Origin of the sequence: Bartonella sp. MR90HLJMH (genome assembly GCF_042194115.1) — a bacterium.
GTDB lineage: Bacteria > Pseudomonadota > Alphaproteobacteria > Rhizobiales > Rhizobiaceae > Bartonella > Bartonella grahamii.
The window spans coordinates 95,705-120,156 of record NZ_JBHIMM010000007.1 but is presented as its reverse complement, the minus strand read 5'-3'; the positions used below and the strand labels follow the sequence as shown (position 1 = coordinate 120,156).

The 24,452-nt window shown below is 35.7% G+C and carries 18 protein-coding genes, 1 tRNA gene and 4 pseudogenes; 15 read left to right on the top strand and 8 right to left on the bottom strand.

The features are described from left to right. Positions 1 to 257: 257 nt before the first annotated feature. Both ACFIJ9_RS06380 and ilvA read right to left on the bottom strand, forming a co-directional pair. On the bottom strand, positions 258 to 788 hold the full coding sequence (locus ACFIJ9_RS06380) for a hypothetical protein (RefSeq protein ID WP_375636234.1): 531 nt from the start codon (positions 786 to 788) through the stop codon (positions 258 to 260). A 35-nt stretch (positions 789 to 823) separates the two neighbouring features. Beyond that, positions 824 to 2,101, bottom strand: a complete 1,278-nt coding sequence (gene ilvA / locus ACFIJ9_RS06375) for a threonine ammonia-lyase IlvA (RefSeq protein ID WP_375636212.1) — start codon at positions 2,099 to 2,101, stop codon at positions 824 to 826. Positions 2,102 to 2,248: 147 nt separating this feature from the next. Here ilvA and ACFIJ9_RS06370 point away from each other — a divergent pair. Then, a tRNA-Leu gene (locus ACFIJ9_RS06370) sits at positions 2,249 to 2,334 on the top strand. 255 nt (positions 2,335 to 2,589) lie between these two features. Here the strand turns inward: ACFIJ9_RS06370 and ACFIJ9_RS06365 are convergent. Further along, a complete protein-coding gene (locus ACFIJ9_RS06365) occupies positions 2,590 to 2,742 on the bottom strand; it encodes a hypothetical protein (protein WP_375636210.1) in 153 nt (50 codons plus the stop codon). Between the two features lie 525 nt (positions 2,743 to 3,267). Between ACFIJ9_RS06365 and ACFIJ9_RS06360 the strand changes: the two genes are divergently transcribed. From ACFIJ9_RS06360 to ACFIJ9_RS06335, 6 genes and pseudogenes are all read left to right on the top strand, one after another. Further along, positions 3,268 to 3,573 carry a hypothetical protein gene (locus tag ACFIJ9_RS06360; RefSeq protein WP_375636208.1) on the top strand — a complete coding sequence of 102 codons (306 nt, stop codon included), beginning with the start codon at positions 3,268 to 3,270 and terminating at the stop codon, positions 3,571 to 3,573. A gap of 170 nt (positions 3,574 to 3,743) precedes the next feature. Then, positions 3,744 to 4,090, top strand: a pseudogene (locus tag ACFIJ9_RS06355) (hypothetical protein). Continuing rightward, positions 4,077 to 4,583 (top strand): annotated as a pseudogene (locus ACFIJ9_RS06350) (hypothetical protein). Before ACFIJ9_RS06355 ends, ACFIJ9_RS06350 begins: the two co-directional pseudogenes overlap by 14 nt. A 463-nt stretch (positions 4,584 to 5,046) precedes the next feature. Then, positions 5,047 to 5,285, top strand: a pseudogene (locus tag ACFIJ9_RS06345) (hypothetical protein); the annotation flags it as partial. 172 nt (positions 5,286 to 5,457) lie between these two features. Beyond that, positions 5,458 to 5,910: a single-stranded DNA-binding protein gene (ssb, locus tag ACFIJ9_RS06340; RefSeq protein WP_375636206.1), complete on the top strand. Its 453-nt coding sequence runs from the start codon at positions 5,458 to 5,460 to the stop codon at positions 5,908 to 5,910. 10 nt (positions 5,911 to 5,920) lie between these two features. Then, on the top strand, positions 5,921 to 6,046 hold the full coding sequence (locus ACFIJ9_RS06335) for a hypothetical protein (protein WP_375636237.1): 126 nt from the start codon (positions 5,921 to 5,923) through the stop codon (positions 6,044 to 6,046). Here the strand turns inward: ACFIJ9_RS06335 and ACFIJ9_RS06330 are convergent. Then, a pseudogene (locus ACFIJ9_RS06330) lies at positions 5,998 to 7,121 on the bottom strand (helicase-related protein); the annotation flags it as partial. The gene ACFIJ9_RS06335 and the pseudogene ACFIJ9_RS06330 sit on opposite strands and share 49 nt — an antisense overlap. Positions 7,122 to 7,576: 455 nt before the next feature. Between ACFIJ9_RS06330 and ACFIJ9_RS06325 the strand changes: the two are divergent. From ACFIJ9_RS06325 to ACFIJ9_RS06310, 4 genes are all read left to right on the top strand, one after another. Next, on the top strand, positions 7,577 to 8,185 hold the full coding sequence (locus ACFIJ9_RS06325; RefSeq protein WP_375636204.1) for a fumarylacetoacetate hydrolase family protein: 609 nt from the start codon (positions 7,577 to 7,579) through the stop codon (positions 8,183 to 8,185). Between the two features lie 130 nt (positions 8,186 to 8,315). Beyond that, on the top strand, positions 8,316 to 8,816 hold the full coding sequence (locus tag ACFIJ9_RS06320; protein ID WP_375636202.1) for a LysE family translocator: 501 nt from the start codon (positions 8,316 to 8,318) through the stop codon (positions 8,814 to 8,816). A 651-nt stretch (positions 8,817 to 9,467) separates the two neighbouring features. Continuing rightward, positions 9,468 to 10,868, top strand: coding sequence for an amino acid permease (locus tag ACFIJ9_RS06315; protein WP_375636200.1), 1,401 nt, complete (start codon positions 9,468 to 9,470; stop codon positions 10,866 to 10,868). Positions 10,869 to 11,879: 1,011 nt separating this feature from the next. Continuing rightward, positions 11,880 to 13,271, top strand: coding sequence for an amino acid permease (locus ACFIJ9_RS06310; protein WP_375636198.1), 1,392 nt, complete (start codon positions 11,880 to 11,882; stop codon positions 13,269 to 13,271). A 114-nt stretch (positions 13,272 to 13,385) separates the two neighbouring features. Here ACFIJ9_RS06310 and ilvC read toward each other — a convergent pair whose 3' ends face one another. From ilvC to ACFIJ9_RS06295, 3 genes are all read right to left on the bottom strand, one after another. Next, the gene (gene ilvC / locus ACFIJ9_RS06305) at positions 13,386 to 14,405 is read right to left on the bottom strand and encodes a ketol-acid reductoisomerase (protein WP_375636196.1); all 1,020 of its coding nucleotides are present in this window, start codon (positions 14,403 to 14,405) and stop codon (positions 13,386 to 13,388) included. A gap of 1,163 nt (positions 14,406 to 15,568) precedes the next feature. Beyond that, positions 15,569 to 16,303 (bottom strand): pyridoxine 5'-phosphate synthase, encoded by a 735-nt coding sequence (locus ACFIJ9_RS06300; RefSeq protein ID WP_375636194.1) that lies wholly within the window; start codon positions 16,301 to 16,303, stop codon positions 15,569 to 15,571. Positions 16,304 to 16,387: 84 nt separating this feature from the next. Next, positions 16,388 to 17,509, bottom strand: coding sequence for an ATP-dependent RecD-like DNA helicase (locus tag ACFIJ9_RS06295; RefSeq protein WP_375636192.1), 1,122 nt, complete (start codon positions 17,507 to 17,509; stop codon positions 16,388 to 16,390). A 1,037-nt stretch (positions 17,510 to 18,546) separates the two neighbouring features. Here ACFIJ9_RS06295 and ACFIJ9_RS06290 point away from each other — a divergent pair. The 4 genes from ACFIJ9_RS06290 (at position 18,547) to ACFIJ9_RS06275 (ending at position 21,939) form a co-directional block, all read left to right on the top strand. Beyond that, complete coding sequence (locus ACFIJ9_RS06290) at positions 18,547 to 19,473, top strand: D-2-hydroxyacid dehydrogenase family protein (RefSeq protein ID WP_375636190.1); 927 nt, start codon at positions 18,547 to 18,549, stop codon at positions 19,471 to 19,473. 234 nt (positions 19,474 to 19,707) lie between these two features. Continuing rightward, positions 19,708 to 20,916: an MFS transporter gene (locus ACFIJ9_RS06285; protein WP_375636189.1), complete on the top strand. Its 1,209-nt coding sequence runs from the start codon at positions 19,708 to 19,710 to the stop codon at positions 20,914 to 20,916. Between the two features lie 326 nt (positions 20,917 to 21,242). Further along, positions 21,243 to 21,605, top strand: coding sequence for a hypothetical protein (locus ACFIJ9_RS06280; RefSeq protein ID WP_375636187.1), 363 nt, complete (start codon positions 21,243 to 21,245; stop codon positions 21,603 to 21,605). Between the two features lies 1 nt (position 21,606). Further along, the gene (locus tag ACFIJ9_RS06275; protein WP_375636186.1) at positions 21,607 to 21,939 is read left to right on the top strand and encodes a hypothetical protein; all 333 of its coding nucleotides are present in this window, start codon (positions 21,607 to 21,609) and stop codon (positions 21,937 to 21,939) included. Between the two features lie 628 nt (positions 21,940 to 22,567). On the opposite strand, the gene ACFIJ9_RS06270 is transcribed toward ACFIJ9_RS06275, so the two are convergent. After that, the gene (locus ACFIJ9_RS06270) at positions 22,568 to 24,367 is read right to left on the bottom strand and encodes an acetolactate synthase 3 large subunit (protein ID WP_375636185.1); all 1,800 of its coding nucleotides are present in this window, start codon (positions 24,365 to 24,367) and stop codon (positions 22,568 to 22,570) included. Positions 24,368 to 24,452: the final 85 nt, after the last annotated feature.

Sequence of the window (24,452 nt, the reverse complement as noted above, 5' to 3'; positions counted from 1 at the left end):
AGTAACCAGCTGAACTTTCCACTCAAGAATCCGCGCAAGAGAAATCCCTGACATTTTAAATGAAGCAACGCTTAAAAAGCAGCTTGCGCAACTCATGAGCACCTTGAAATCAAGATAAAGGCGTATAAACTTCACTTTACAAAAAGCCAACAAACCAGCCTAAATGCCTTCATCCCCATTATCCTTGGATTATGATAAAAAAGCAAGAACTTTACGAAATACATTTATCATGAATAAAAAAACAATATTTAGATCGTTTACTTTTTGATGATTGTGTCCATCGGTAAATGTACCTTGATAAAATCAGGATAAATCTCGAGAAAAACTGGGTTTTGTAAAGTTTTTTGACCGCCATAAATTAAATACCATTGAGTTTTATCAAAAATCGCCAAAGTTTTATATCGAATGATGCGATCCTTCATCTCAAGAACTGTTGGAATTAAAGCATACAAAGTACCGTTATCAGTTTGTAAATACTCTATATTTTCTTTATCTAAATAATAAGCACCAGAAGGCAAATCCTCAAATTTCCTATGCAACTGTTGAAGAAAATCACTACGTAAAGCACTCTCTGTTGTATTCAATCGATGTGCCATCTCTTTATAAAGTCGCTCAGGCATATAACGAGAAATAGGTGTAAAATCCCTATTTTTTATAGCATTATTGACATCAACAACAACTCTTGAAAGTTCAGCTTTTTGTATTATTGTAGGCTGAGATGCTAAACTCTGTTGATTAACAATCAAAAAGAAAAATAGACTCAGCACCAAATAAAAAATAGGTTTCATCATTGTACTTCTTGTTTTAGTAAAATTTCAGTTCCTCAAATAACGAAATCAAATAACGTTTGATCATCAGTAATATCACGATAACGCCAACCTAACGCTTGAAATTTTTCCTCTAAAAGGCAAAAATTACCGTATTTTTTTGTTTCAATCGCAACCAATACAGAACCAAAGTTTCTCGCTGATTTTTTAAGATATTCAAAACGTACGATATCATCATCTGGTGATAATGTGGAAAGAAAATGACGCAATGCACCAGGGTGTTGCGGAAAACTAAAAATAAAATATTTTCTCAACCCTTGGAAACGTAAAGAACGCTCTCTAATTTCTGGCAAACGCTCAAAATCAAAATTACCTCCTGAAATAACGAGAAGAATTTTTTTCCCCTTTAACTCTTGAGGAGGAATACTGTTAAGCGCATCAATCGATAAAGCACCAGCCGGTTCAAGGACCACACCTTCAACATTAAGCATTTCAACCATCGTAGAACAAACACGATTTTCAGGAACCGTAATGACAGAATCAGGAGAAAATTTCTTTAGAATTGTATAGTTCAGCGCACCAATTTCAGCCACAGCAGCACCATCTACAAAAGTGTCAATATTTTCAAGCTTGACGCGTTTTCCACTCTCCAAACAAGCAAGCAAACTTGCAGCTCTTTGCGGCTCAACAAAACGAAGCTTTGTTTTCCAACCATATTCATGTAAAAACTTGCTCACCCCACTTGCCAAACCACCACCCCCTACCGGCACAATCATCAAATCTGGCTCACTTTCTCCATTGAGTTTTTTCCATTGTAAAGCAGCTTCACAAAGCACTGTTGCCTGCCCTGTAATAATGCGAATATCATCAAAAGGTGGAGCCATTACACCACCGCTCTCTACGACAAAGGATTGCGCAGCTTCATAACATTGATCAAATGTTTCACCAATCAAACGAATATCAATGAATTCTTTACCAAAAATACGTGTTTTCTCAATTTTTTGTTGTGGCGTTGTCATAGGCATAAAAATCACGCCTTTACGTTTAAAATAACGACAAACAAAAGAAACCCCTTGCGCGTGATTCCCTGCTGAAGCACAAACAAATGCAGAATCTGGTGATAGACTGCTCAGCATTTCTGAAACAAAATTGAAAGCACCACGAATCTTATAAGACCGCACCGGTGTTAAATCTTCACGCTTTAAATAAATTTCTGCATCATACTTTTGACTAAGAAAATCATTTCTTTGAAGTGGTGTTTCAGCAAACACGTGATGCAATCCCACCATAGCTTTTGTGACGTCTTGAATAAATTGACTCATAACACTAATCATTTCATGCTTTATTTACATTATAAAAGCTTTTTCTAGCGATAAAGAAAACTATTGTCAGTCAAAATTTTACTAAAAAAATGAAAAATGTTTCTTTTGTCATTAATTCTTGATTCAATAAAAGATATAGCTTATGAGAGAACTCTCATCGCGGACGTGATGAAAACGGTAAACATAGCAGACTTAAAATCTGCCGGTCAAAGACCTTGCGGGTTCAAGTCCCGCCGTCCGCACCAGACTGTCTTAATTCCCCTTATTTTCCAATGATTTATTAAAAATCAACAAAAATTAAACCACCTTCTAAACCACCTTTCGCAACTCCATTATAACGCTATCAGACGGCACCGCGATGATGCTAAAATACGAATCATTGCTGCTTTTTGAAGTACCTTTTTAGCACTTTGACCTCCTCCTCGTCTTTTAGGGTGGAGAGGCAGTCAATCTCTATTTCCTCATCCTTAAGGATGAGGAAATGAGTCATGTTTTTAACGTTAAGTAGCTTTCACAACAGGGCTTGGTAAAATTCGCTTAACTTCTGTTGTAACTGATTTGTAATGCTTAAGCTCTTTTTCGAGGTCATTTGCATCTAACAAATGCCTCATCATCAATCCTAAGATTTCTCCAACACCAGCAGCACCATTCACGCTCTTAACAGGAGTAAGATAATATGAAGAAAAGGAAGTGAGGTATGAAACGGAGATAGATCTGAGTTTAGTAGAAGCAGTTGTTATCTATTTTATTGCTAATTTTGGGGTGGCTCCTACTCTTCATGACTCTTGTAAAACAATGCAAAAGCTCAGAAAAAAGATAATAAAGAAGCTGAAATTAATACGTACACAAAAAGATGTAACTCAAAAACAAGAAGAATAAATTCGAAGATTAACTGCTTCCAAGATTATTTTCCTCGAATGGCAGTAAAAAATTTAGCCAAAAAGTAGTTTCAAGTATTTTCTCACAAACATTTTTTCAAGACAGGCAATCACAACACGCTCTGTCATAGCGCACATATAAATACGCAACAGCCTTAATGGGGGAATATGATCATCAATGCACAAACCATTCTCTGCCTTGATCTAGATACCTAGACAGGCTGGACAATTTCTCGTGTAGACAGCAATATAACAAGTAGCACTGTCAATTTTGAATCCTCTCGTTTTGAAGGCGATGGTATGCGCTATTTGCGTTTTCAGCAATGGCTTACAAAAATGAAGGTAACAACAGATAAAGGCAATGCCTCAAAAGAAGAAATGATTAAGACGGTGTATGCAAAAGGACATGCGCTACAAGATCACTTGGAAAACAGTCTTTTGGCGAAAGCCAATCTTGTACGCAAAGCTGTTTTGAACACCCGTGAAAAAAGGCTGAAAGAAAAGGCAATGAAAGAGGATTCAAGACCACTCACGTTGGTTGAAAAGCAAAAGCTTGAAGGGATTTTAAATGGTCTTGGAGGAACAGTGAAAAACATTGCAGGTTAGCAAACTAGTGAAAAGTGCTGATCGTTTTGTGATTAGATGTGCATTTAAATCGACATAAAGGCACCGTACACAGCGATTTAAGATTTTATGATAAAAAATTTATAATATAAAACGCTCTGTACGGTCAAATTTGAGGCAAATAGACAAATTTGTAAAATTAGGATTAAAGCATGTTCATTTTAAAACATCTATTCTTAAAAAAACGTAAACAGCCCATGCGAAAGAGGTTTGTTACAACAGCAGTGGGATATACACCATGGAGGATGGGGCAGAGGAGTATTTTTACAAGCTCTACGAATATGAAGACGGTACAAGAGAGTGTGAAAAATTTGATGCTGATCAGTATTACAAAACACCTAAGAATGCGGATTTTAGTACCAAAGCACAAGTAAAAGCATGAGTTTACGGTGGTGCTATTCTAAAAAACATTCTCAATTACGAACCTCTTATAGACGAGATCAACAGAGAGATCAAAAAATTATCGAAAACCGCAGGAAATCAATATGTTTACAGATAAGCAGCTAAGAGCCTTGTTTGGCATTATAACTTTTATATTTTTATGTTTTTTAGGAATTAAAAAAATCTTTACTTTATTCAGAGTATTTTGACATTCGCATCTGTTTCTTTGGTAATAGTCACAACTGTTTTTGCAATTTTATGCAATTCCAATATTCCTTCTGAATTGCAGAGCAACCCAAAATACAAATGCGGAAATACAACAGGTTGGGTGAAACTAACACGTGATTTACACCAGTATATGCACAGACTCTTAAAGCTAATAAGTTTAGCGCTTGTCGTTTTAATTTTCCCAAGTAGTTATAAAGAAACGGTCTCTTTACCCATCATTTCTAAGTACTTGGAGCATAAGCTTTCTTTTCCATTGGATACTGGTACTTAGATATTGCTCTTTAGTACTCTTTTTAGTCTGTGTATTGTTTCTTATGTTAAGCACACGCAATTTAATAAACATGTCCATTTACGCACTACAGTGCTCAGTTAAAAAGCCATAGTAAAATTTCCGATTTTATAATTTTTTACAAAGAATTCATTCTTATGACCTTATAGATAGCAAGCTAGAAAAAGCGATTTATATTCAATTAGGTAAGTATAAAAAAGAAAAAATTGCAAAGTCATGCTATTAAGAAAGTATCAAGTGTGTAAAAATACTTAGAGTTAAGCGGATAGGTTACGAAACAGCCTCTCCCATGCCTTTAAAATACTGACTATCTTTTGTGCTTGTGAGGACATATAATGATTTTGTCGGGTGTGGTTATGTCATACAAGACCCTTTTTAGGGGAAAGCATAGCGACGGACTTAACGCCGTGTTTTCAACGCCCAGTGCCCTTATAGGGTGTCAATTGAAAACTCCATTACGTTAAGGATTACTAGTATGAACGCTATAGTTAAAAATCAAATGACCTCCATTATTGCTACTGTTGCAAATGATACCCCCTCCTTTCAAAAGCACGCTCTTGCAAAAAAAATATGAATTAACAAATGAAATGAAAACAGTGAAAGATCTTTTAAGTGATCGAGTTCGAACCATTTATCGCATACGTGCATTAAGAGACTTTGGTAATGTAAAAGCGGATGACTTGGTGGTTTTATAGAGCATGAGGGCAATTTAAGTCACGAAGGGAATTGCTGGGTTGGTGGTAATGCATGGATTTATAATGATGCCTATATTTCTGATAATGCTCAGGTTTGTGGTCAATGCTAGCATTTGTGACACTATGCTTTTAAACAGCAAAAAGAAAGCCATGTCATTTGCGTGATGTGGCTTTATGTTTATCAAAAGATAAAAAAACATAATTTTATATGTTAAAAAATAATAATATCATTTTGAAATAATTGAAAAAATTATTAAAAAAGTAAGTGAAAACATGCTAAATAAAGTGATGTTAATTGGCTATTTAGGTGCTAATCCCAAAAGCAAAACAATGAATTCTGGTACAGAAATAGTCAATTTTAGTATAGCGACTTCTGAGAGCTATGTAGATAAAAAGACCAATCAAAAAGTAGAAAAAACAGAATGGTATTCAGTTGTGATTTTTAATCCACATTTGGCAAAAATTGCACTTCAATATCTAAACAAAGGTTCAAAGGTTTACGTAGAAGGCAAATTACAGACACGCAAATGGCAAGATAAAAATGGGTATGGCCGTTACTCAACAGAGATTATCTTGCCACAATTTAAAGGCGAATTATATTTACTTGATGCAAAGAAAGATCAATCGGCATCCCCTACTCCTTCATCCATTACTACCCCAAATTATGCTATCGTTTCAGGTGCTGCTGATCATAGTGCATCTCTTAATGATGCTATCCCATTCTGACTGATAAAATATGGCAAAGAGAAAAAATCGTACAAAACGCGGACGTCCTCGAATTAAAGGATGTATCAGAGAACCAAACGGACGCATCTCACGAGCAAAAACACTGGCAGGTACCCCAACGGGTAAAATGATATAGCCTCTCTTTTTTCTCCTTGCACGACGCATGATACGCCCCACCGCCTGTATGACATCTACATGACTTTATGGGGATGTAAAAACATAACCGCATCAAAAACAGGGACATCTACTCCTTCAGAGAGATATCTTACATTGGTGAGCAAACACGGACAAACATTCTCCCCCGCATCTTCCTTAAGCCAATCAAGGGCTTTATTACGTTCTTTGGCACTTTGTGTTCCATCAATATGAGCAAATTTACAGTCAAAAGGCGAAGTCTCTTTATGGACCTTATGAAGATCATATAATTCTTTCTGTATTTCTTTAGAATTGAATGTATCACGGATACGTTTAGACCTATTGATATCTTTACAAAAAGCCAAAGCCCGACGCATGAGATTTGGGTTATCACTCAAGTCAACCTTCAGATCTATTTTAGCAAGGGCTTGATAACAGCCTATGATCTTGGTTTTATCGTCAAGAATAAGTCCATAATTCTCATCTGTTATCAGATGTTGAATGGATTGACTTACTTCCTCTTCATCAACACACAAAATAATAATCTTATAAGGAGATAAAAGTTCATTCTTAACGGCTTTTGAGAGAATGTATAGATATAAAGCTCTTTTCCATAGAGTTCTTCATCATCCATAGAAGCCAGAACGGCATTGATCTCATTGGCTTGCTTTTTGGCATTATCCGTAAAGGCCTTGGGGATTGCTGTCATGTACAGACGTTTTTTACCCCGAATGATGCTGTTATCGTGAACCTTGATAAATTCAGATTCACGTTTGTCTGTTCCCAACACAACCCCAGTCGTACGGTGTACTTCATCACAAATGATCAGATCAAATTCGGATAAATCACATTCCTTTTGCTCATCCGCAATCACTTGGATTGATTGGTAAGTAGCAAACACCACGGTCATTGCATGTGCTAAGGCTTTATTTGCTTTTTCTCAAAGTTTTTGAGCATCAGTTGGTAGCTGGTAGAGCGAGATCTGAAACATCGAGTTCGACAGCATCATCTTGTGTTTTACGACGCTTGCCAATTCATATATCAGAACATACCGCAAAGGAAAGCAAGGGGACTTGTGCAGGTGTAAGCGCCCTCGCATTAGTATTCCGGAAGCCTGAAAGTACTGAGTTTGAATCAGCTTTTTTGCTTTTAGTGCTCATCGCACTTGGACATAGCAAAATCTCCCAGAATTCCGATACACCCACAGAGTGGGCTCATTTTTATGATCAAACTTTAGGGCTTTCAGACCCTACTGATCGCTGCCTAGACAACCAAAAACACCTTTAAAGTATTAAAGGAATTTCACGCGATTAGCAACCAAAATGAAAGCAGTGTTTCTTATCTCTCAAAAACTGTAAGATTAGGCACTCTTCAAAAGAGAGACAATGCTAAGGGCTGTCATCGTGGTTAGTTATCAACCCACACAATGCCTCTTGTTCAGAAAACGCACAACACGAGATAAGAAAAAATGTTGTTTGCAAAGTTCTCTCTTGCCTATACAAAGAAAAAATAAAAAATTTGGAGGGCTCCTATGATAAATGACATTTACTGTGTTGGACTCAATTATGTTGAACATGTTCATGAACTAGGCAATACTGTTGAAAATGAACCCGTTATCTTTAGCAAGCCAAACAGTTCACTCATCTTAGGCAATGAAATTTATCTCCCTGATTTTTCCAAAGAAATCCATTTTGAAACTGAAATTGTGCTCAAAATCTCAAAGGACGCTTTCATGGTCACAGAGGAAGAAGCAGAAAAATGCTATGATGCCGTAGCAATAGGTCTTGATCTCACAGCGCGGGATTTGCAAACAAAACTGAAAGGAAAAAGGCTTCCTTGGCTTTTATCGAAAGGATTTAAAGGCGCTGCATACGTCTCTGACTTCATAAACAAGGAAAAAATAAACAACCCAATAACCTTTGCAATGAAGTTGAATGGCGAAACAAGACAAGTTGGCAATACGAAAAATATGATCTTTAGCTTTGAGAAGATAATCTCATTTTTAAGTCACTACATTCAGCTAAGACGTGGTGATCTCATATACACAGGCACTCCACAGGGTGTCGGAAAACTTTCTCAGTTTGACAGAATAGAATTGTATCTCGAAAATCAATTAATTTCAGAGCTAAAAGTAAAATGAATCATCAAATACTGACCTTTTTCATTGTTTCATTTTTTTTAGTCATCTCACCGGGGCCGAATATGGCCCTTATCATCGATAATGCAACGAGATTAGGAAGAAAGAACGCATTTGTAAACGTTTTAGGATTGTGTACAGCAACATATGTGCATGGGGGGCATTTTCCATACTAGGTGTATCAGCGCTCATTCTCAACAACAAAACGCTGTTTTTTTTAGTAAAACTCATGGATGGCAGCTATTTATTATACATGGGCTTTAAATCAATTAAATCTGGAATACACAACTTAAATTCAAAAGAAAGAAGTTCAACGAATGAAAAGCATGCTACGAGTGAAACAAAGCTTTTAACCAGCTACAGAGACGGCTTTCTGACACAAATACTAAACCCCAAAGTATCAATATTCTATATAGCGGCCTTCCCGAAATTTTTATCTTCTGGTGGTGGCATTAAAAAAGGCTTTGAACTTGTAACCATACATTCCTTCAACATCTTTGCATGGTTTACCTTGATGACCATTTTTATATCATTTGCCAGCTCCGCTTTAAAAAAGCAGCGAATAAAAGGTGCGATTAATATAGCGACAGGAACAGTTTTATCTCTGTTTTCTTTTTTCATTTTCTTTGGATAGTTTTATCTTTTGATAACAAATTGCAAAGCTAATAAAGCAATCTTTTTCTGATTCTGTCTCTCACGATGAATAGCTCAACCTCTAACAGAGCTTATACAATCCCCAGTTTTTTCTTTGTATAACTGAATTACGCTGCATTTCTTTATCATAGTCTCAAGGATTTTTGTGTAAACGATGTGAATTTCTCGCAACGTTTTATAAAATGTTATCAATATCTAAACAAAATCCTTATTAATTACTTTAGAAGAAATAAGCTATGATATTCCTCTTTTCGTTTATGAAACAAAAGTAACTTTTTGATTTATGATAGCATCATACAAACAAAAAGTGATTTTAAAAATCATTTTAATTTTCTATCATTAAAAACTGTTTCTTAAACTAAGATGAGAACTCTTGAGCGCTATTTGAGCAAAATTAAAATTCTCACCATTGTGAATAATAACAATAAAAAAACTTCCTATTCAAATATCTGTTACGTTATTTAAGAGGAAAACATCCTCTTTTTTCAAAACCATATTCTTGTCTTTATCCACACAAAATCATAAAAAACGTTTTTTTCCTTTACACCTCATTTATATCATGCTTCGATACAGAATGATGCATTTTTTAGTGTAATTTAATCTCAAAATAATTAAAGGGAACCCCCAAAAAATGAACTGTAAACAAAATTTAAAAGATGGTCCTCATATGAAACTACAACGTGGCCTAGATAACCGTCACGTACAACTTATAGCCCTCGGTGGAGCTATTGGAACAGGTCTCTTCATGGGATCAGGAAAAACAATTAGTGTAGCAGGCCCTTCCATCATACTCGTTTATGCTATTATTGGATGTGCCCTATATTTTGTAATGCGTGCTATGGGAGAATTATTGCTTTCTAATTCACAATACCGGTCCCTTATTGATTTTTCAACCGATATGCTAGGACCAGGAATCGCTTTCTTTGTGGGCTGGAACTATTGGTTAAGCTGGGTTGTAACTGGAGCTGCAGATATTATTGCTATCATTAACTATATGCATTTCTGGTGGCCAACACTTAATCCATGGATTGTTGTTTTTGCTTGCATTGGTTTCTTTTTAATCCTTAACCTCCTTGCCGTAAAATTGTTCGGTGAACTTGAATTCTGGTTTGGTCTTATCAAAGTCGTAGCAATTTTGGCATTAGTTATTGTTGGATTTTATATGATCGCCACAGGCTTTACCTCTCCGAATGGTACTGTTGCCTCTCTTAACCATGTATGGAACGATGGAAATATCTTCCCGCGAGGAATTACAGGTTTTTTTGCTGGATTTCAAATTGCCATTTTTTCTTTTGTTGGTATAGAAATTGCTGGAACAACGGCAGCTGAAGTTAAAGAACCTAAAAAAGTTCTCCCTAAAGCAATTAATGCAATACCGGTGCGTATTGTACTCTTTTACATCCTTTCTCTCACTGTGATTATGTCCGTTACTCCTTGGAATCAAATTGTTCCAGAAAAAAGTCCCTTTGTCTCCATGTTTTGGCTTGCAGGCATTCCAATAGCTGCTGGTTTGGTCAATTTTGTTGTTCTCACCTCGGCTGCCTCTTCAGCAAATAGTGGTATTTTTTCGACTAGCCGCATGATATACGGGCTTGCAACACAAAAAGGTGCTCCTCCAATTTTAGGGAAGCTTTCCAAATACCATGTTCCAGCCAATGCTCTGTTCTTTTCCTGCCTATGTATTTTAGTAGGATACACAATCGCATCATCATCTCCAAGCATCATAAGTGCTTTTACAATTGTGACGAGCATTTCAGCGATTGCATTTTTATTCGTATGGTCCGTCATTTTGATTAGCTATATTGTGTATCGTCGCAATCACCCTCATCTACATGCTGAATCCGTCTACAAAATGCCGGGAGGTGTCATTATGTGCGGGATCGTGTTAGTCTTTTTTGCTTTCATGCTCTATTTATTGACATTAGAACATGATACCCTAACAGCTTTAAAATACAGTATCTTTTGGTTTATTTTCTTAGGTATAATGTATTTTATATTTATAAGAAAAAAAATCTCTCCAAAGAACAAATAAAATCTATACAAAACATCTCAAAAAGGGGTAACTAAAGTTACCCTTTTTCTACTTAACCTCCTCCTCATACCTCAAAAGACGAGGATTCCTCGCAAGTCTTGGTTTGTAAACAATCCGACTTTGTTAAGAGAGATGCCTGCTGACCACTTATATGATTCACCTACATAAGGCTCTATGGGCTAGCCCTACCCTGAATACTCACCACACATTCTAAAAATACTTAATATGTAAAATTTTATATGCTTTATATCACTACTCTAAACAACAGTATTTTACTGCATTATAGGATAAGAAACGCGCTCTTCTGTGAAGAATTCTCTATAAACTTCACTGATATTGTTTATTAATAAAACATGAGCTTTTATCTAAAACCACCCCCAAAAAGTTATATTCAATTTTTTAGCAAAATTAAAAATACAGCTCTAAACAGAATATATCTTAATAGCTATCTACAATAAAAAAAGATTCTATGAAAATATTTTTCTATTTATAATAAATTTTAAATATAAATATTTAAATTTAAATTTAAAATATATTTTTAATATTTAAATAATATTTTAACAATTTGAATATTATTATATTTATATACAAATATTTAAATTTAATAAATTTATAATTTTATTTATATTTTTCTGTAAAGGAAAATATTTATTAATAAATAATTTTAAATGAAAGCTATTTAATACAATGATTTATTACAAAATAATTGCAAATAAAATATATATAAATAATAAATTATTATTTATAATAAATAATATTATTTATTATAAATAATAAATAATATATAATGTTTATAATTTATGTATAAAACATAAAAAATATAATATAATTTATATTTTAGTTCTTATGTATAAAATAATTATTCCATTAATTTATAATGTTTTTTCTTTATTGACATATAGTCATAGAAAAAAATTCCTTTACTCCTTAACCATAGCGTGTTCCGATAGAAGGCATTACCTTTTTTAGGATAATTTTTATTTAAAAATAACTAAGGGGAACTTCCCAAAAATGAACAAACAAAATTTAGAAAAAAAACCTAAGAAGAAATTGCAACGTGGACTACATAATCGACACATACAACTTATAGCCCTCGGTGGTGCTATTGGAACAGGTCTCTTCATGGGATCAGGAAAAACAATCAGTGTAGCAGGACCCTCAATTCTACTCGTTTATGCAATTATTGGTTGTGCTCTATACTTTGTCATGCGTGCTATGGGAGAGTTATTGCTTTCTAATACACAATATCGATCTTTTATTGACTTCTCAACCGATCTTCTAGGTCCGTGTGCCGGATTCTTTATCGGCTGGACATATTGGTTATGTTGGATTGTCACCGGAACTGCTGAAATTATTGCTATTGTCACTTATACACACTTTTGGTGGCCTGAACTCAATTCGTGGATTCCTGTTATAATTGGTCTTATGTCCTTTTTAATTCTTAACCTCGTCGCCGTAAAACTATTTGGCGAACTTGAGTTTTGGTTTGGTTTTATCAAAATCGTAGCAATTCTAGTCTTAATTGTTGTAGGATTTTATATGATCTTTACCGGTTTTGTCTCTCCAAACGGCACGGTTGCTTCTCTTAGCCATATATGGAATGGTGGAAATATTTTTCCGCGAGGAATTACAGGCTTTTTTGCTGGATTCCAAATTGTTATTTTTGCTTTTGTTGGCATTGAACTCGCTGGAACAGCTGCTGCTGAAGTACAAGAGCCTCAAAAAGCTTTACCACAGGCTGTTAATTCAATACCAATCCGCATTGTATTCTTTTATATATTCTCTCTTCTTGTGATTATGTCTGTGACACCGTGGAATCAAATCAGTCCAGAAAAAAGCCCATTTGTAACAATGTATGCACTTATTGGTATTCCAACTGCTGCTGGTTTGATGAACTTTGTTGTCCTCACAGCTGCCGCATCTTCAGCAAATAGTGGAATTTTTTCTACCAGCCGTATGATATATGGGCTAGCAACACAAAAAGGTGCTCCTAAATTTCTAGGAAAACTTTCTCGTAACCACGTTCCAGCCAACGCATTATTCTTTTCATGTTTATGCATCTTATTTGGTTATGCAATTGTATCGTTATCTCAAACCCTCATAGCTGCTTTTACAATTGTTACGACGATTGCCGCAATTTTGTTTATATTTGTATGGTCTATCATTTTGATCAGCTATATCGTCTATCGTCGTAATCGTCCTCTCCAGCATACTGTCTCTCCTTATAAAATGCCAGGAGGTGTTATTATGTGTTGGGCGCTTCTTGTTTTCTTTGCATTCATTATTTATTTATTATCATTAGAAGCTGATACTGCCATAGCTTTAAAATACACTCCAGCGTGGTTCATATTTTTAGGAATTGTATACTTTCTTTTTGGAAGAAAGAATTATGCAAAAAATTAAAAAATAAAGCTTATGTTGCAAAAAACATATAAAAAAGGGTAACTAAAGTTACCCTTTTTTGATATTTATCTATAAAATTATAAAAGCTATTAACAAAATATCTCTTTAGAAGCTTCAATTACGCTCTTTATCAACCAAAGCGTTAGACTTTATCCAAGGCATCATAGAACGAAGTTTTTTACCAACTTCTTCAATAGGATGATTATCATTTAAACGCCGCATGCCTTTAAAATGAGCTGCACCAGCTTTATACTCTTGAATCCAATTTGACGTAAATTTACCCGTCTGAATATCCTTCAAAATACGCTTCATTTCTGCTTTTGTTTCATCAGTAATCACGCGTGGACCAGACATATATTCGCCCCATTCAGCCGTATTGGAAATCGAATAATTCATATTTGCAATGCCCCCTTCATACATGAGATCAACAATCAGTTTAACTTCATGTAAACACTCGAAATAAGCCATTTCCGGTGCATAACCTGCTTGTGTTAATGTTTCATAACCTGCCCGAATCAGTTCAACAAGACCTCCACAAAGAACCGCTTGTTCACCAAAAAGATCAGTTTCGCACTCTTCTTTAAATGTTGTTTCAATTACCCCAGCACGTCCACCACCAAGACCACATGCATAAGACAATGCTACATTATGAGCATGTCCTGAAGCATCTTGTGCCACCGCTATTAAGCAAGGAACACCACGACCACGTTGGTATTCATTGCGCACTGTATGACCTGGACCTTTAGGAGCAATCATCACAACATCAACTGTTTTTTTAGGTTCAATTAAGCCGAAATGAATGCTCAAACCATGCGCAAAAGCAATCACCGCCCCATCACGTAAATGATCATGAATATGCTCTTTATAAATATCAGCTTGCAATTCATCTGGTGTTGCCATCATGATGAGATCTGCCCATTTTGCAGCTTCCGCAACACTCACCACTTCAAAACCATCGGCCATAGCCTTCTTAACTGTTTCCGACCCTGAACGTAAAGCTATTTGCACATTTTTAACACCGGAATCTTTCAAATTTAAAGCGTGCGCACGCCCTTGAGAACCATAACCAACAATGGCTACTTTTTTCCCTTTAATAAGATTAACATCCGCATCACGATCATAATAAACACGCATAAAAAAACTTCCTTCTTTTTCTATTTAAACTGGATTTCAGATTATTTTTATTAAATAAGAAACATTATCTTCAGTGCATCACACACTTATAAAGACAAAAAACACCGCTTATAAGAACATAGCAATTGAATAATTTTTAAAGTTTACATATTGCATAAAAAAACTGTAGTCCCCAAACATTCCCAAAACATATACGGATCCCCAAATCAACTTCAACTGCTATTCCACAAAAACAATAATTACACAAAACAAGATTTCTAAAGAAAATATATTTGCTAATATTTTACTCTTCTATCGTGCAACAAAACCCTATATTCTAAAAATTAAGATACAATATACAATTGTTAACATGAACCAAATCAATACGGATAGCAAGAAAAATTACAAAATAACAAGTGTTGTTTTAATACAATCTTCAAAAGCATATACAACAATATCTTTAGAATAATAGAGAGGACGTTTTTACTTTTTACGTTCTTTAATATCCGCGCTTCTCACGCGAAAAAGAACACCCCCATACTGCCATTATGTTATTCATTTATGGCGCCTTATAAAAAAACTTTTAATGTGCTCGAGCCCTTTTCAAGAATCCCCTATAATCGCCTAAGATTTATTACACACCACTCTCTTTACTTCATAAAGCTACAAGTCGATATCATCATTCTATTTGACAGCTCTTATTGCATTAAGCCTATTCATAAAAAGCATTTTCTGATTTTAAATCTATTCATGATGAAATCATCAAAACCCTTATATGCCCAATATGCCCAAAACTGCCACAACATTGAATTAGCCAATAAAATGATGATAGCAATAGACTTCATATCATTCATGAAGATTTTACGTTATACTATTTACAGATAACCCGTAAAATGAGCTCAAACATCAAGAAAATTTGTGTATTGATCCATTAAAATCCTACGCACTTCTTTATAAGGAAAACACTTTCCAAACCCTATTTCTTCTCCCTAATAGATAGTACAAATAAAAAACACCGCATACACTCAAAACAAAAGATAGAAAGCAACCAATAAACAGAGCAACAATAGAATATTTATAATGCACGCTAATAGTGCTATTTATCTAAACATATATTATTTTTTAAAGATAAATTGGCAAAGCTTTATAAAAATTTCTCTTTCAATTTTATAGAGAGAAAAAGATTACGATAATAACCGGATAAAACGCTGAACAGTATCATGCATTCCATACTCTAATGCATCGGCAATGAGCCCATGACCAATAGAAACTTCATCAAGCCAAGGAATGTTTTTGACAAGAGCAGGAAGATTCATAAGCGTCAGATCATGCCCTGCGTTCATACCTAACTGCAACTCTTTTGCTCTTCTTGCTGCTAAAACAAGTTTATTGAGCTCTTGATCCTGTTTTATCTTATCCTGAAATGCACCACCGTAAGGTCCCGTGTAAAACTCCACACGATCAGCCCCTATTGCTTTAGCAGTATCAAGACCATCGATAGTAGGATTAGCAAAAAGTGATACACGAATCTTTCTTTTTTTCAAATGCTGAATAATAGGTGTTAAAAATTCTGCATCATGAGCAAAATTCCAACCATGATCAGATGTTGACTGATCTGGATCATCAGGAACAAGAGTAATCTGATCAGCATACTTTTCAGCGATATCCAAAAATTGATCACTTGGATAACCTTCAATATTAAACTCAGCTGTAGGAAAAGTATTCTTGATTAAACAATATATATCTGGCAAATCCGCAAAACGAATATGCCTTTCATCGGGGCGTGGATGAACCGTCAAACCTGCCGCTCCAGCAGCAAGCGCTATATGCCCCATATTCGTGATACTTGGCCACGGAAGATTACGTCGATTACGCAAAACAGCAACAGCATTAAGATTAACCGAAAGTTTTACCGCCATGCCCATTTCCATTTTTCTATAATGTGTAACAAGATAGAAAAAAGGCATTTTCCATCTGAAACTTAGATGATATACATATTTTTTCTATCGAACAATCATTAAACGTTCTGCTGCGCGCGTAATTCCCGTATAAAGCCAGCGCGCATACATATCACGAAATGCAAAACTTTCATCAAACAAAACGACGTTATTCCATTGAGAACCTTGCGCTTTATGAACCGTTAATGCATACCCATAATCAAAATCATCATATCGCTTTTTTAATTGCCATGAAATTTCTTGATCAGGGTTTTCAAACGCTGCTTTTAACAGTTTAATCTTTGCTACCCCACGCTCACTTTCTTCTGGTTTCACAAGAAGATTAATACTTGGTTTAACTGTTTCCTTCTGTGAAGTCATCACCTTCCATAAAGAGCCATTCAACAAACCTTTAGTAGGATCATTTCGCAAACACACCAGCTTATCTCCTGCTTGCGGATAATCTGCTGTAAATCCTTTTAACACACGCAAACGCTGATTATAAAGGTAGCGCGTACGATTAACCCCTACCAATACCTGATCAGCATCCAAAACCAATTGTTGATTGACCTCTTTACGTGTAACAACGCGCGCTTCTCCATAGTCACCATAAGCAATATCGCGTCCTTCACGCACATCCATAGCTAAACGAATAATCGGATTATCCCGCGCTTGCCGATGAATTTCTGAGAGAAGAAAATCTGGTTCTCCATTGGAAAAAAATCCTCCACCTGATATAGGAGGCAATTGACCTGGATCACCCAGAACAAGAATTGGCGTCCGAAAGCTCATTAAATCACGCGCCAATTTTTCATCTACCATCGAACATTCATCGACAATAATGAGCTTAGCTTGTGCAGCTGCACTCCTTCGATTTAATGTAAATGTTGGAGCAATAGACTTCTTTCCCGTAATTTCATCGGAAACTTCTTCTTCCCCACGCGGACAATAAATCAACGAATGAATTGTACAAGCATTGCTTGCACCTTTAGAGCGTAAAACCTGTGCCGCCTTCCCTGTAAAAGCAGCAAACTGGACAGAACCATCAACTGTTTCTGCAAAATAGCGCGCAAGCGTTGTCTTACCCGTCCCCGCATAGCCAAAAAGGCGAAAAAGTGGAGAACGCCCTTCCTTCAACCACGCAGCAACAGCCTTCAATGCACTATCCTGTTCCCGTGAAAACTGCATAGCTTACCAACATAAGATTTGCATAAAAAGAGCAGTATTTTGAAAAAAAACGACTATCAAGAAAAACTTTTTTATTAAGAATTGCTGACACACGCCCATCTAACAACTTTCGTAGCACAATTATCAATTATTTACCCATTGCTTTTTCAAGATATAGTAAAAATCTAAATTTTATCTATACATCGATCTTCTTGGTAACACCTTATACTTATCAAATAAAATATCATTTTCTACAACAGTAACAGCAACAATGGAATATACATATCTTAAATTTAAAATAATACCTATATACGCTTTTTCTAACCAAAATTTAGAATGAGAAAAAGAGCATTGCAGTTGCAAAACCCTCTCTAGAAAAAATGTCCTTAACAGGATAAGAATAATGTAATTTTATGAATACTATTTTACACAATCACTCAGCTTTCTTGCACATAAAAATAAAGTACATCCACTATTACGAAATAATAATTACATATATCAAAAACCTTTTGGCAGAAATAGCTCTCAACAAAACTACTTAATCCTATGATGATACACCTATAAAGTTCCTATCTCCCTCTTATCATGATTTTAATAAATTTACTCTTCATGCTACAAATAAGTTATATCTCAACGAATAAAGAGAGACATCACGCTTATATGAAGCGCGCTTTATCTCGCACAAATATGTAGCTTTTTCTGTTTCGACAATAAAATCTGGTTCGTAAGTATGGCCTTCTTGGTAGTCTATTATAAGAAAATTGGGACATGGGTTTCAGTCCAGCGTAGCACTTCAGATCCGTCCTCTAGAATATGAGAAAAGCGCAATTCTCCATCTACTGAGTCAAACTTTTTCTTTTTGTCGCAATGTTTTAAAGTTTATAAAAACTAACTGATTAATGCTATTCTTATTGCTAGAAATAACAATGAAATCAAGGGGGGTAATTTGTTAATAGGCTTGGCGTTATGTCAAAATATCAGCTATGAGATTGCTTTTTGGTTGTTTTAGAAATGAAATAATGAGCTCAAATATTGATGAATGAAACGGGAGATTTAAATTGAAAATATTAATTCCAGATGACTATCAAAAAGCCACCCTAACATTACAGTCTATTACAAAATTAATGAAATCGCATGAAGTGCTTGTTATAAATAATTTAGCTAAAGAATGTGATTTAGAAGATAAGCTCAAAGAGATAGATATTCTTATCTTAATCAGAGAGCGAACTATAGTTGATAGAAATCTTCTACTGAAACTGCCAAATTTAAAATTAATCTGCCAAACAGGCCCTATAGGTTCACATATTGATATAGAAGCTTGTAGAGACTTAGGAATTGAAATATTAGACGGTGGTGGAGATCCAACTTCTGCTGCTGAATTTGCGTGGCTCTTAATTATGTCTGCGCGTAGAAAACTCTGTAAATCTGTGTCTGATATGAAAAAAGGACGATGGCAAACAACATTTGGCAACCAAATGAAAGGGGCTACTCTTGGAATATTCGGGTTTGGGCGTATTGGTAAAATGGTTGCTCAATATGCTCAAGCTTTTGGCATGTCCATTTTGGTTTATGGGAGCGAGCGTTCAACGCAAGAAGCAAAAAATTTAGGTTATCATTTTACGCATTCAAAAGATGAATTTTTTACACGTCCTGACATTATATCCGTACATTTACGCTTAAGCGATAAAACCAGAGAAATCATTCAATTAGATGATCTATTGAGCATGAAACCTCATGCTATTTTTGTCAACACAGCGCGTTCAGCTTTGGTTGAAAAAGGGGCGATAGAAAAAATACTAAGTTTGGAAAATTCAACTTACTTTGCACTGGATGTTTATGACAGCGAGCCGGTATATGAGAGCAAATTATTGCAATCAGATAGAGTTCTTTGCACGCCGCATCTGGGCTATGTGACTGAAGAAAGCTTTGAGAATTATATTGAAAAAGCTTGCCAAAATATAGCATCTTTTATGAAGAGCGTTTAATGCCAGCTGAACCAATGTTTGTAAAATTTATCTTATATCGCTAGCCTATCAAATTTGCACGACACATAATAGCTTATTTCCTTAAATTAAGCATATTCCTTAGCTTTCATATTAATACCAATCGTATTGACAGATTTTTATGTAATCAGCATAAAATACCTGATTTATTGTTGCAATCATTATTAGAAAAAAGTCCACTTTATTGGAATACACTTTAATTGGAGGGAGAGTATAGTGAGCAATAATAAATTTATAGAAAAAAATTATTATAGATGGATTGTATTGCTTGTTGCCACTATCGCTCAAGCATCAGCCTGCTTCTTTGTTCAAGGGATTGGTCCTTTAGCTGAATTTTTTAAGAAAAATTTCTCGCTCAGTGACTCTCAGATAGGTTTGCTGTCTTCAGCAGCACAGTTCCTACCTATTATTGGGTTACTTGTAGCTGGTGAATTACTAGACAAATTTAACGAGCGCTATATTGTTGGAGTTGGCGCGGTCGGCGTTTCTGTCGCTCTTTTGTTGGGAGCAATCGCAGATAACTATATTTCCCTTTTGGTTTGTTTGCTCATTGTAGGGGGATTTTATAGTTCTGCTCAACCCGGTGGCGCTAAATCTGTTTCTTCATGGTTTCCACAATCGCAGCGCGGATTTGCAATGGGAATAAGGCAGGCGGGACTACCATTAGGTGGGGCATTAGCTGGGATAGTTCTTCCTGCTAGTGCGCTTGTTTATGGCATACAAGGTGCGTTTTTGGTCGGTGCCATAGTTTCTTTTTTAGGTGGATGTATATTTATTATTTTTTATCACTCACCAGCAAAAGTTGTAGCTATCGTTCCAAAAAGCAAGGCAAGAGTTTCGTTCTATGCAAATATAAGATCTCGTCTTGCGATGTTGGCTGCACCGCATATGAAGAATATTATTTTTTCAGGCGTTTCACTTGTGATCGTTCAATATGTTTTAACCATTTTTATAACGATCTATTTTTATAGAATCTATCACCTGTCTCTAGATAAAAGTGCTTATTTGTTTTTTGTTTTACAGGCTTCTGGTGCCTTAGGAAGAATTATTTTAGCAGCGTGGAGTGATCATTGTAGAAAAGGACGATTTTTTCCTGTCTTGTTTTGCATGATTGCAGTAATTTTTGGATTTTTAATATTAATTTTAGGCATGAGTGGATCCATAATTTATTTAACTATTTTATCTGCTTGGTTAGGTTTTTTTGGAATAGGATGGTATGGCCCTTGGGTTGCTTATATTGTAGACTCTTCGCCGAAAGAAAGCGTTGGCTTTTCTCTGGGTTTAGCAATGTCTGTAAATCAAATCGCAATTATTACTGCTCCACCATTATTTGGATTAATCCAAGATTTTACAGACACTTATTTGCTAACATGGCTGATTTTAATTTTAATTATTGTTTTTTCACTTTTCTTAATAAAAAAATAGGGAAATATAATTGGGGAAGAAATTATAATGATAAATGAAAATGCTTTTGAATTAAGCAATGTCGAAAGAGATAAACTTTGGTAGACTTTAGACCACGTTATTTATGATCCATACGGGTGTATTGAATATTCGGTTGAACTAAAAAATAGCATTTTCGCTGCTATCACATAGAATATTGACAATTCTTATGAATCAAAAGGTGTCTATTACCCCGAGACCATTTAATCTTTGAAAACCTTCCAATTGATAGACCAATTAATACGTCACCTAATCCTTATAATTTAGATGCGTCTTGTAAAAGTGGCTATATTAGCAAAAATTTAATTATGATGTTTTCTTTATTGATCGGAGAGCCTTATTCAATTAAGTTTGAAGGCGAATATATAGTAAATAACCTAGTTCCTTTAGAAGATAATAAAAAAGATTATACAGGATTAGGATCTGAAGTTGAGTTAGATTTTCATATAGAAAATGCTGCACTAAAATTTATAAAGGGTTTAAATTTATCTCCTAAAGGGATATTTTTATCTGGTGTTCGCAATGATGTTGATGGCCCGTTAACGAGAATATCTGGTGCACGTCTAGCTTTAAAACTTTTAATTGAGAAGGATTTGAGTAGCTTAAGCGATAATTTATATATAATTAATATTCCTTATAGAGGAGAAAAATGGGGTAACCTCTACAAGTAAAGTGCCCCTAGTTCAAGGGGACGGTGAATTCCCAGATATCAGCGCTGTTTTTTATCCGGGCATGTTAGAGCCACAGTCAAAAAAAGCTAAGGAAGCTTTAAATCATTTTTATGAAGCTATGAAGGCTGTATCTTTTGGAATTGATGTACAACCAAGAAGATTATTATACATTGATAACAAAATGGCTCTACACTCTAGAGATAAATTTTTTGGATCATTTGATAGTTATGAAAATCCAATGCGGTGGATTCAAAGAGTGTTTGTGTCTGTAGATTTATGGAATCATAAATATGTAGAACAAATAAAAGAAAGAATATTTAATTTTCAATGTTAATGTCCTGATAATGATACGATGTTGAGTATTATTCCGGTTTATATATATTGACTACACATCTCATATATATAGATCTCCCCCGCATAATCAGGTGAGATTACTACCTGATTATAAGCTATGGTGGATAATTGATTTTCTATGGCTGCATTTGATCTTCGTTATTTTTGCCCTTCCTTTCAAGCCGCTAGGGGGATTTTCCTATCAATCCCTTGAAAGAGCGATTTGGAGCAATTTCATAATGCGAAACCAAAACATAGTGACAAACTTTTCTATTGTTTTCATAGGCATGACGGTTTGCATGGTCGCACCCTTCAAGCACGGTGGCTTTTTTTCTTGCACGATGGAATCTTTCATATATGAGACAACATAATTAATTTATAACAGATAATTCAATGTATTATCTAAAAAATGCAACGAAATAGCTATTAATGTGAACATATGAATTAAAAAAACAAACATCGCGTACAAATAATAATACACCCCATGTCTTTAAACAAAGAATGAAAATCATAAAATGAGCTCTAAGGATAATAGGAACTCTCCACAAAGAAGAGACAGAGATGAAGACTTCAAAGAATTCAAAGACTTCATCATCACCATCTTTCACTATTTTGTTAACATATTAATTTTATACAAGAATCTTTCCCTCGGAAGAAACAGCATTTGCAACAGCTTCCTCGCTTGCCTCATCGGGTAATAACATCTCATTATGGGCACATCCTGATGGGATCATAGGAAAACAATTTTCTAAATGATAAACACGACAATCAAAAAGAACAGGCTTATCACTGTCAATCATCTGCTGAATTTTATCATCAAGTTCATCGGGTTTTGAACAATGAATTCCCACGGCTCCATAAGCTTGTGCCAATTTCACAAAGTCAGGCATAGATTCCGTATAAGAATGAGAAAGACGATTACCATGCAGCAATTGCTGCCACTGGCGAACCATCCCCATATACTGATTATTTAAAATGAAAATTTTTACAGGTGTGCCATGCTGAATAGCTGTTGCAAGTTCTTGAATATTCATCTGAATGGAAGCATCACCAGAAATACACACAACAAGCGCATCAGGATGGGCTATTTGAACACCTATAGCCGCCGGAAGACCATACCCCATCGTTCCAAGACCACCAGAAGTCATCCAATGTTTTGGTTCATCAAAATGATAATACTGTGCTGCCCACATCTGATGCTGTCCGACATCCGTTGTGATATAAGCACGAGCATCTTTGGTCAGTGCATAAAGCCGTTCAAGAGCATATTGTGGCATGATAACATCTTCTTTTTCCATATATGCCAATGAATTGCGTGATCTCCAGCGATTAATTTGCGTCCACCACGCCTCACGGACTTCACTGTTAAACGCTGGTTGCTGTATCTTTAAGAGTTGCGTCATATCTCCTAAAACACAAGCCACATCACCAATAAGTGGAACTTCTGCTTTTACGATCTTATTAATAGAAGAAGGATCAATATCAATATGAATAATACGCGCATGAGGTGCAAATGCATCCAATCGCCCTGTGATACGATCATCAAATCGTGCTCCAACAGCCAACATGACATCACAATCATGCATGGCCATATTAGCTTCATAGGTTCCATGCATCCCAAGCATTCCAAGCCAATTTTTGCCAGAAGCGGGATAAGCACCAAGCCCCATGAGTGTTGATGTAATCGGAAAATCACCCAGTTGAACTAAATCGCGCAAAAGCTTTACAGCTTCCATCCCCGATGAAATAACACCACCACCAGAATAAATAACAGGACGCTTTGCTTCTACTAAGAGAGAAACAGCCTCTTCAATAGCCTGCGCATTCCCTTTCGATTTTGAATAAGAATGCATAAATGTCGGCACTTGAGGCGCTCTATAAATTCCTGAAGCAAATTGAACATCCTTAGGAATATCAATCAAAACCGGTCCAGGACGACCTGATTGAGCAAGAGAAAAAGCTTCATGAATAATAGCCGCAAGATCATTGACGTTTTTAACCAGCCAATTACGCTTCGTACAGGGCTTTGTAATTCCAACCGTATCAGCTTCTTGAAAGCCATTTGTTCCAATGATCGTTGTCGCTACCTGACCAGAAAAACAAACAAGAGGTATAGAATCCATAAGAGCATCTTGCAAAGGTGTAACAGCATTCGTTGCGCCTGGACCAGAAGTCACAAGCATAACACCTACCTTTCCAGTACTGCGTGCATAACCTTCAGCAGCATGCCCTGCAGCTTGTTCATGGCGCACCAAAATATGCTGGAGTGTATCTTGGTGATAGAGAACATCAAAAATAGGCAGAACAGCCCCACCAGGGTAACCAAAAATATGTTTAACCCCTTGATCTATAAGAGCCTGAACCACTATTTCAGCCCCCGACATTATTTTTCCATCTGCACTCTCTTGCTTTCTTGGATCATTTCTCATTTTTCCCACTCACCTACTTGATAGGACAATAAAAAAGCCCCTAACGGAGCCCATAAAAAAAGACCCCAAAGGAGCCCATTACACA

Coding starts and splice junctions, on each gene's coding strand:
- ACFIJ9_RS06300 (WP_375636194.1), bottom strand. CDS start 16,303: ATGGCGGTAAAACTTTCGGTTAATCTTAATGCTGTTGCTGTTTTGCGT.
- ACFIJ9_RS06360 (WP_375636208.1), top strand. CDS start 3,268: ATGCGCTATTTGCGTTTTCAGCAATGGCTTACAAAAATGAAGGTAACA.
- ACFIJ9_RS06380 (WP_375636234.1), bottom strand. CDS start 788: ATGAAACCTATTTTTTATTTGGTGCTGAGTCTATTTTTCTTTTTGATT.
- ACFIJ9_RS06325 (WP_375636204.1), top strand. CDS start 7,577: ATGATAAATGACATTTACTGTGTTGGACTCAATTATGTTGAACATGTT.
- ACFIJ9_RS06310 (WP_375636198.1), top strand. CDS start 11,880: ATGAACAAACAAAATTTAGAAAAAAAACCTAAGAAGAAATTGCAACGT.
- ACFIJ9_RS06315 (WP_375636200.1), top strand. CDS start 9,468: ATGAACTGTAAACAAAATTTAAAAGATGGTCCTCATATGAAACTACAA.
- ilvA (WP_375636212.1), bottom strand. CDS start 2,101: ATGATTAGTGTTATGAGTCAATTTATTCAAGACGTCACAAAAGCTATG.
- ilvC (WP_375636196.1), bottom strand. CDS start 14,405: ATGCGTGTTTATTATGATCGTGATGCGGATGTTAATCTTATTAAAGGG.
- ACFIJ9_RS06295 (WP_375636192.1), bottom strand. CDS start 17,509: ATGCAGTTTTCACGGGAACAGGATAGTGCATTGAAGGCTGTTGCTGCG.
- ACFIJ9_RS06335 (WP_375636237.1), top strand. CDS start 5,921: ATGGCAAAGAGAAAAAATCGTACAAAACGCGGACGTCCTCGAATTAAA.
- ssb (WP_375636206.1), top strand. CDS start 5,458: ATGCTAAATAAAGTGATGTTAATTGGCTATTTAGGTGCTAATCCCAAA.
- ACFIJ9_RS06270 (WP_375636185.1), bottom strand. CDS start 24,367: ATGAGAAATGATCCAAGAAAGCAAGAGAGTGCAGATGGAAAAATAATG.
- ACFIJ9_RS06280 (WP_375636187.1), top strand. CDS start 21,243: ATGATGTTTTCTTTATTGATCGGAGAGCCTTATTCAATTAAGTTTGAA.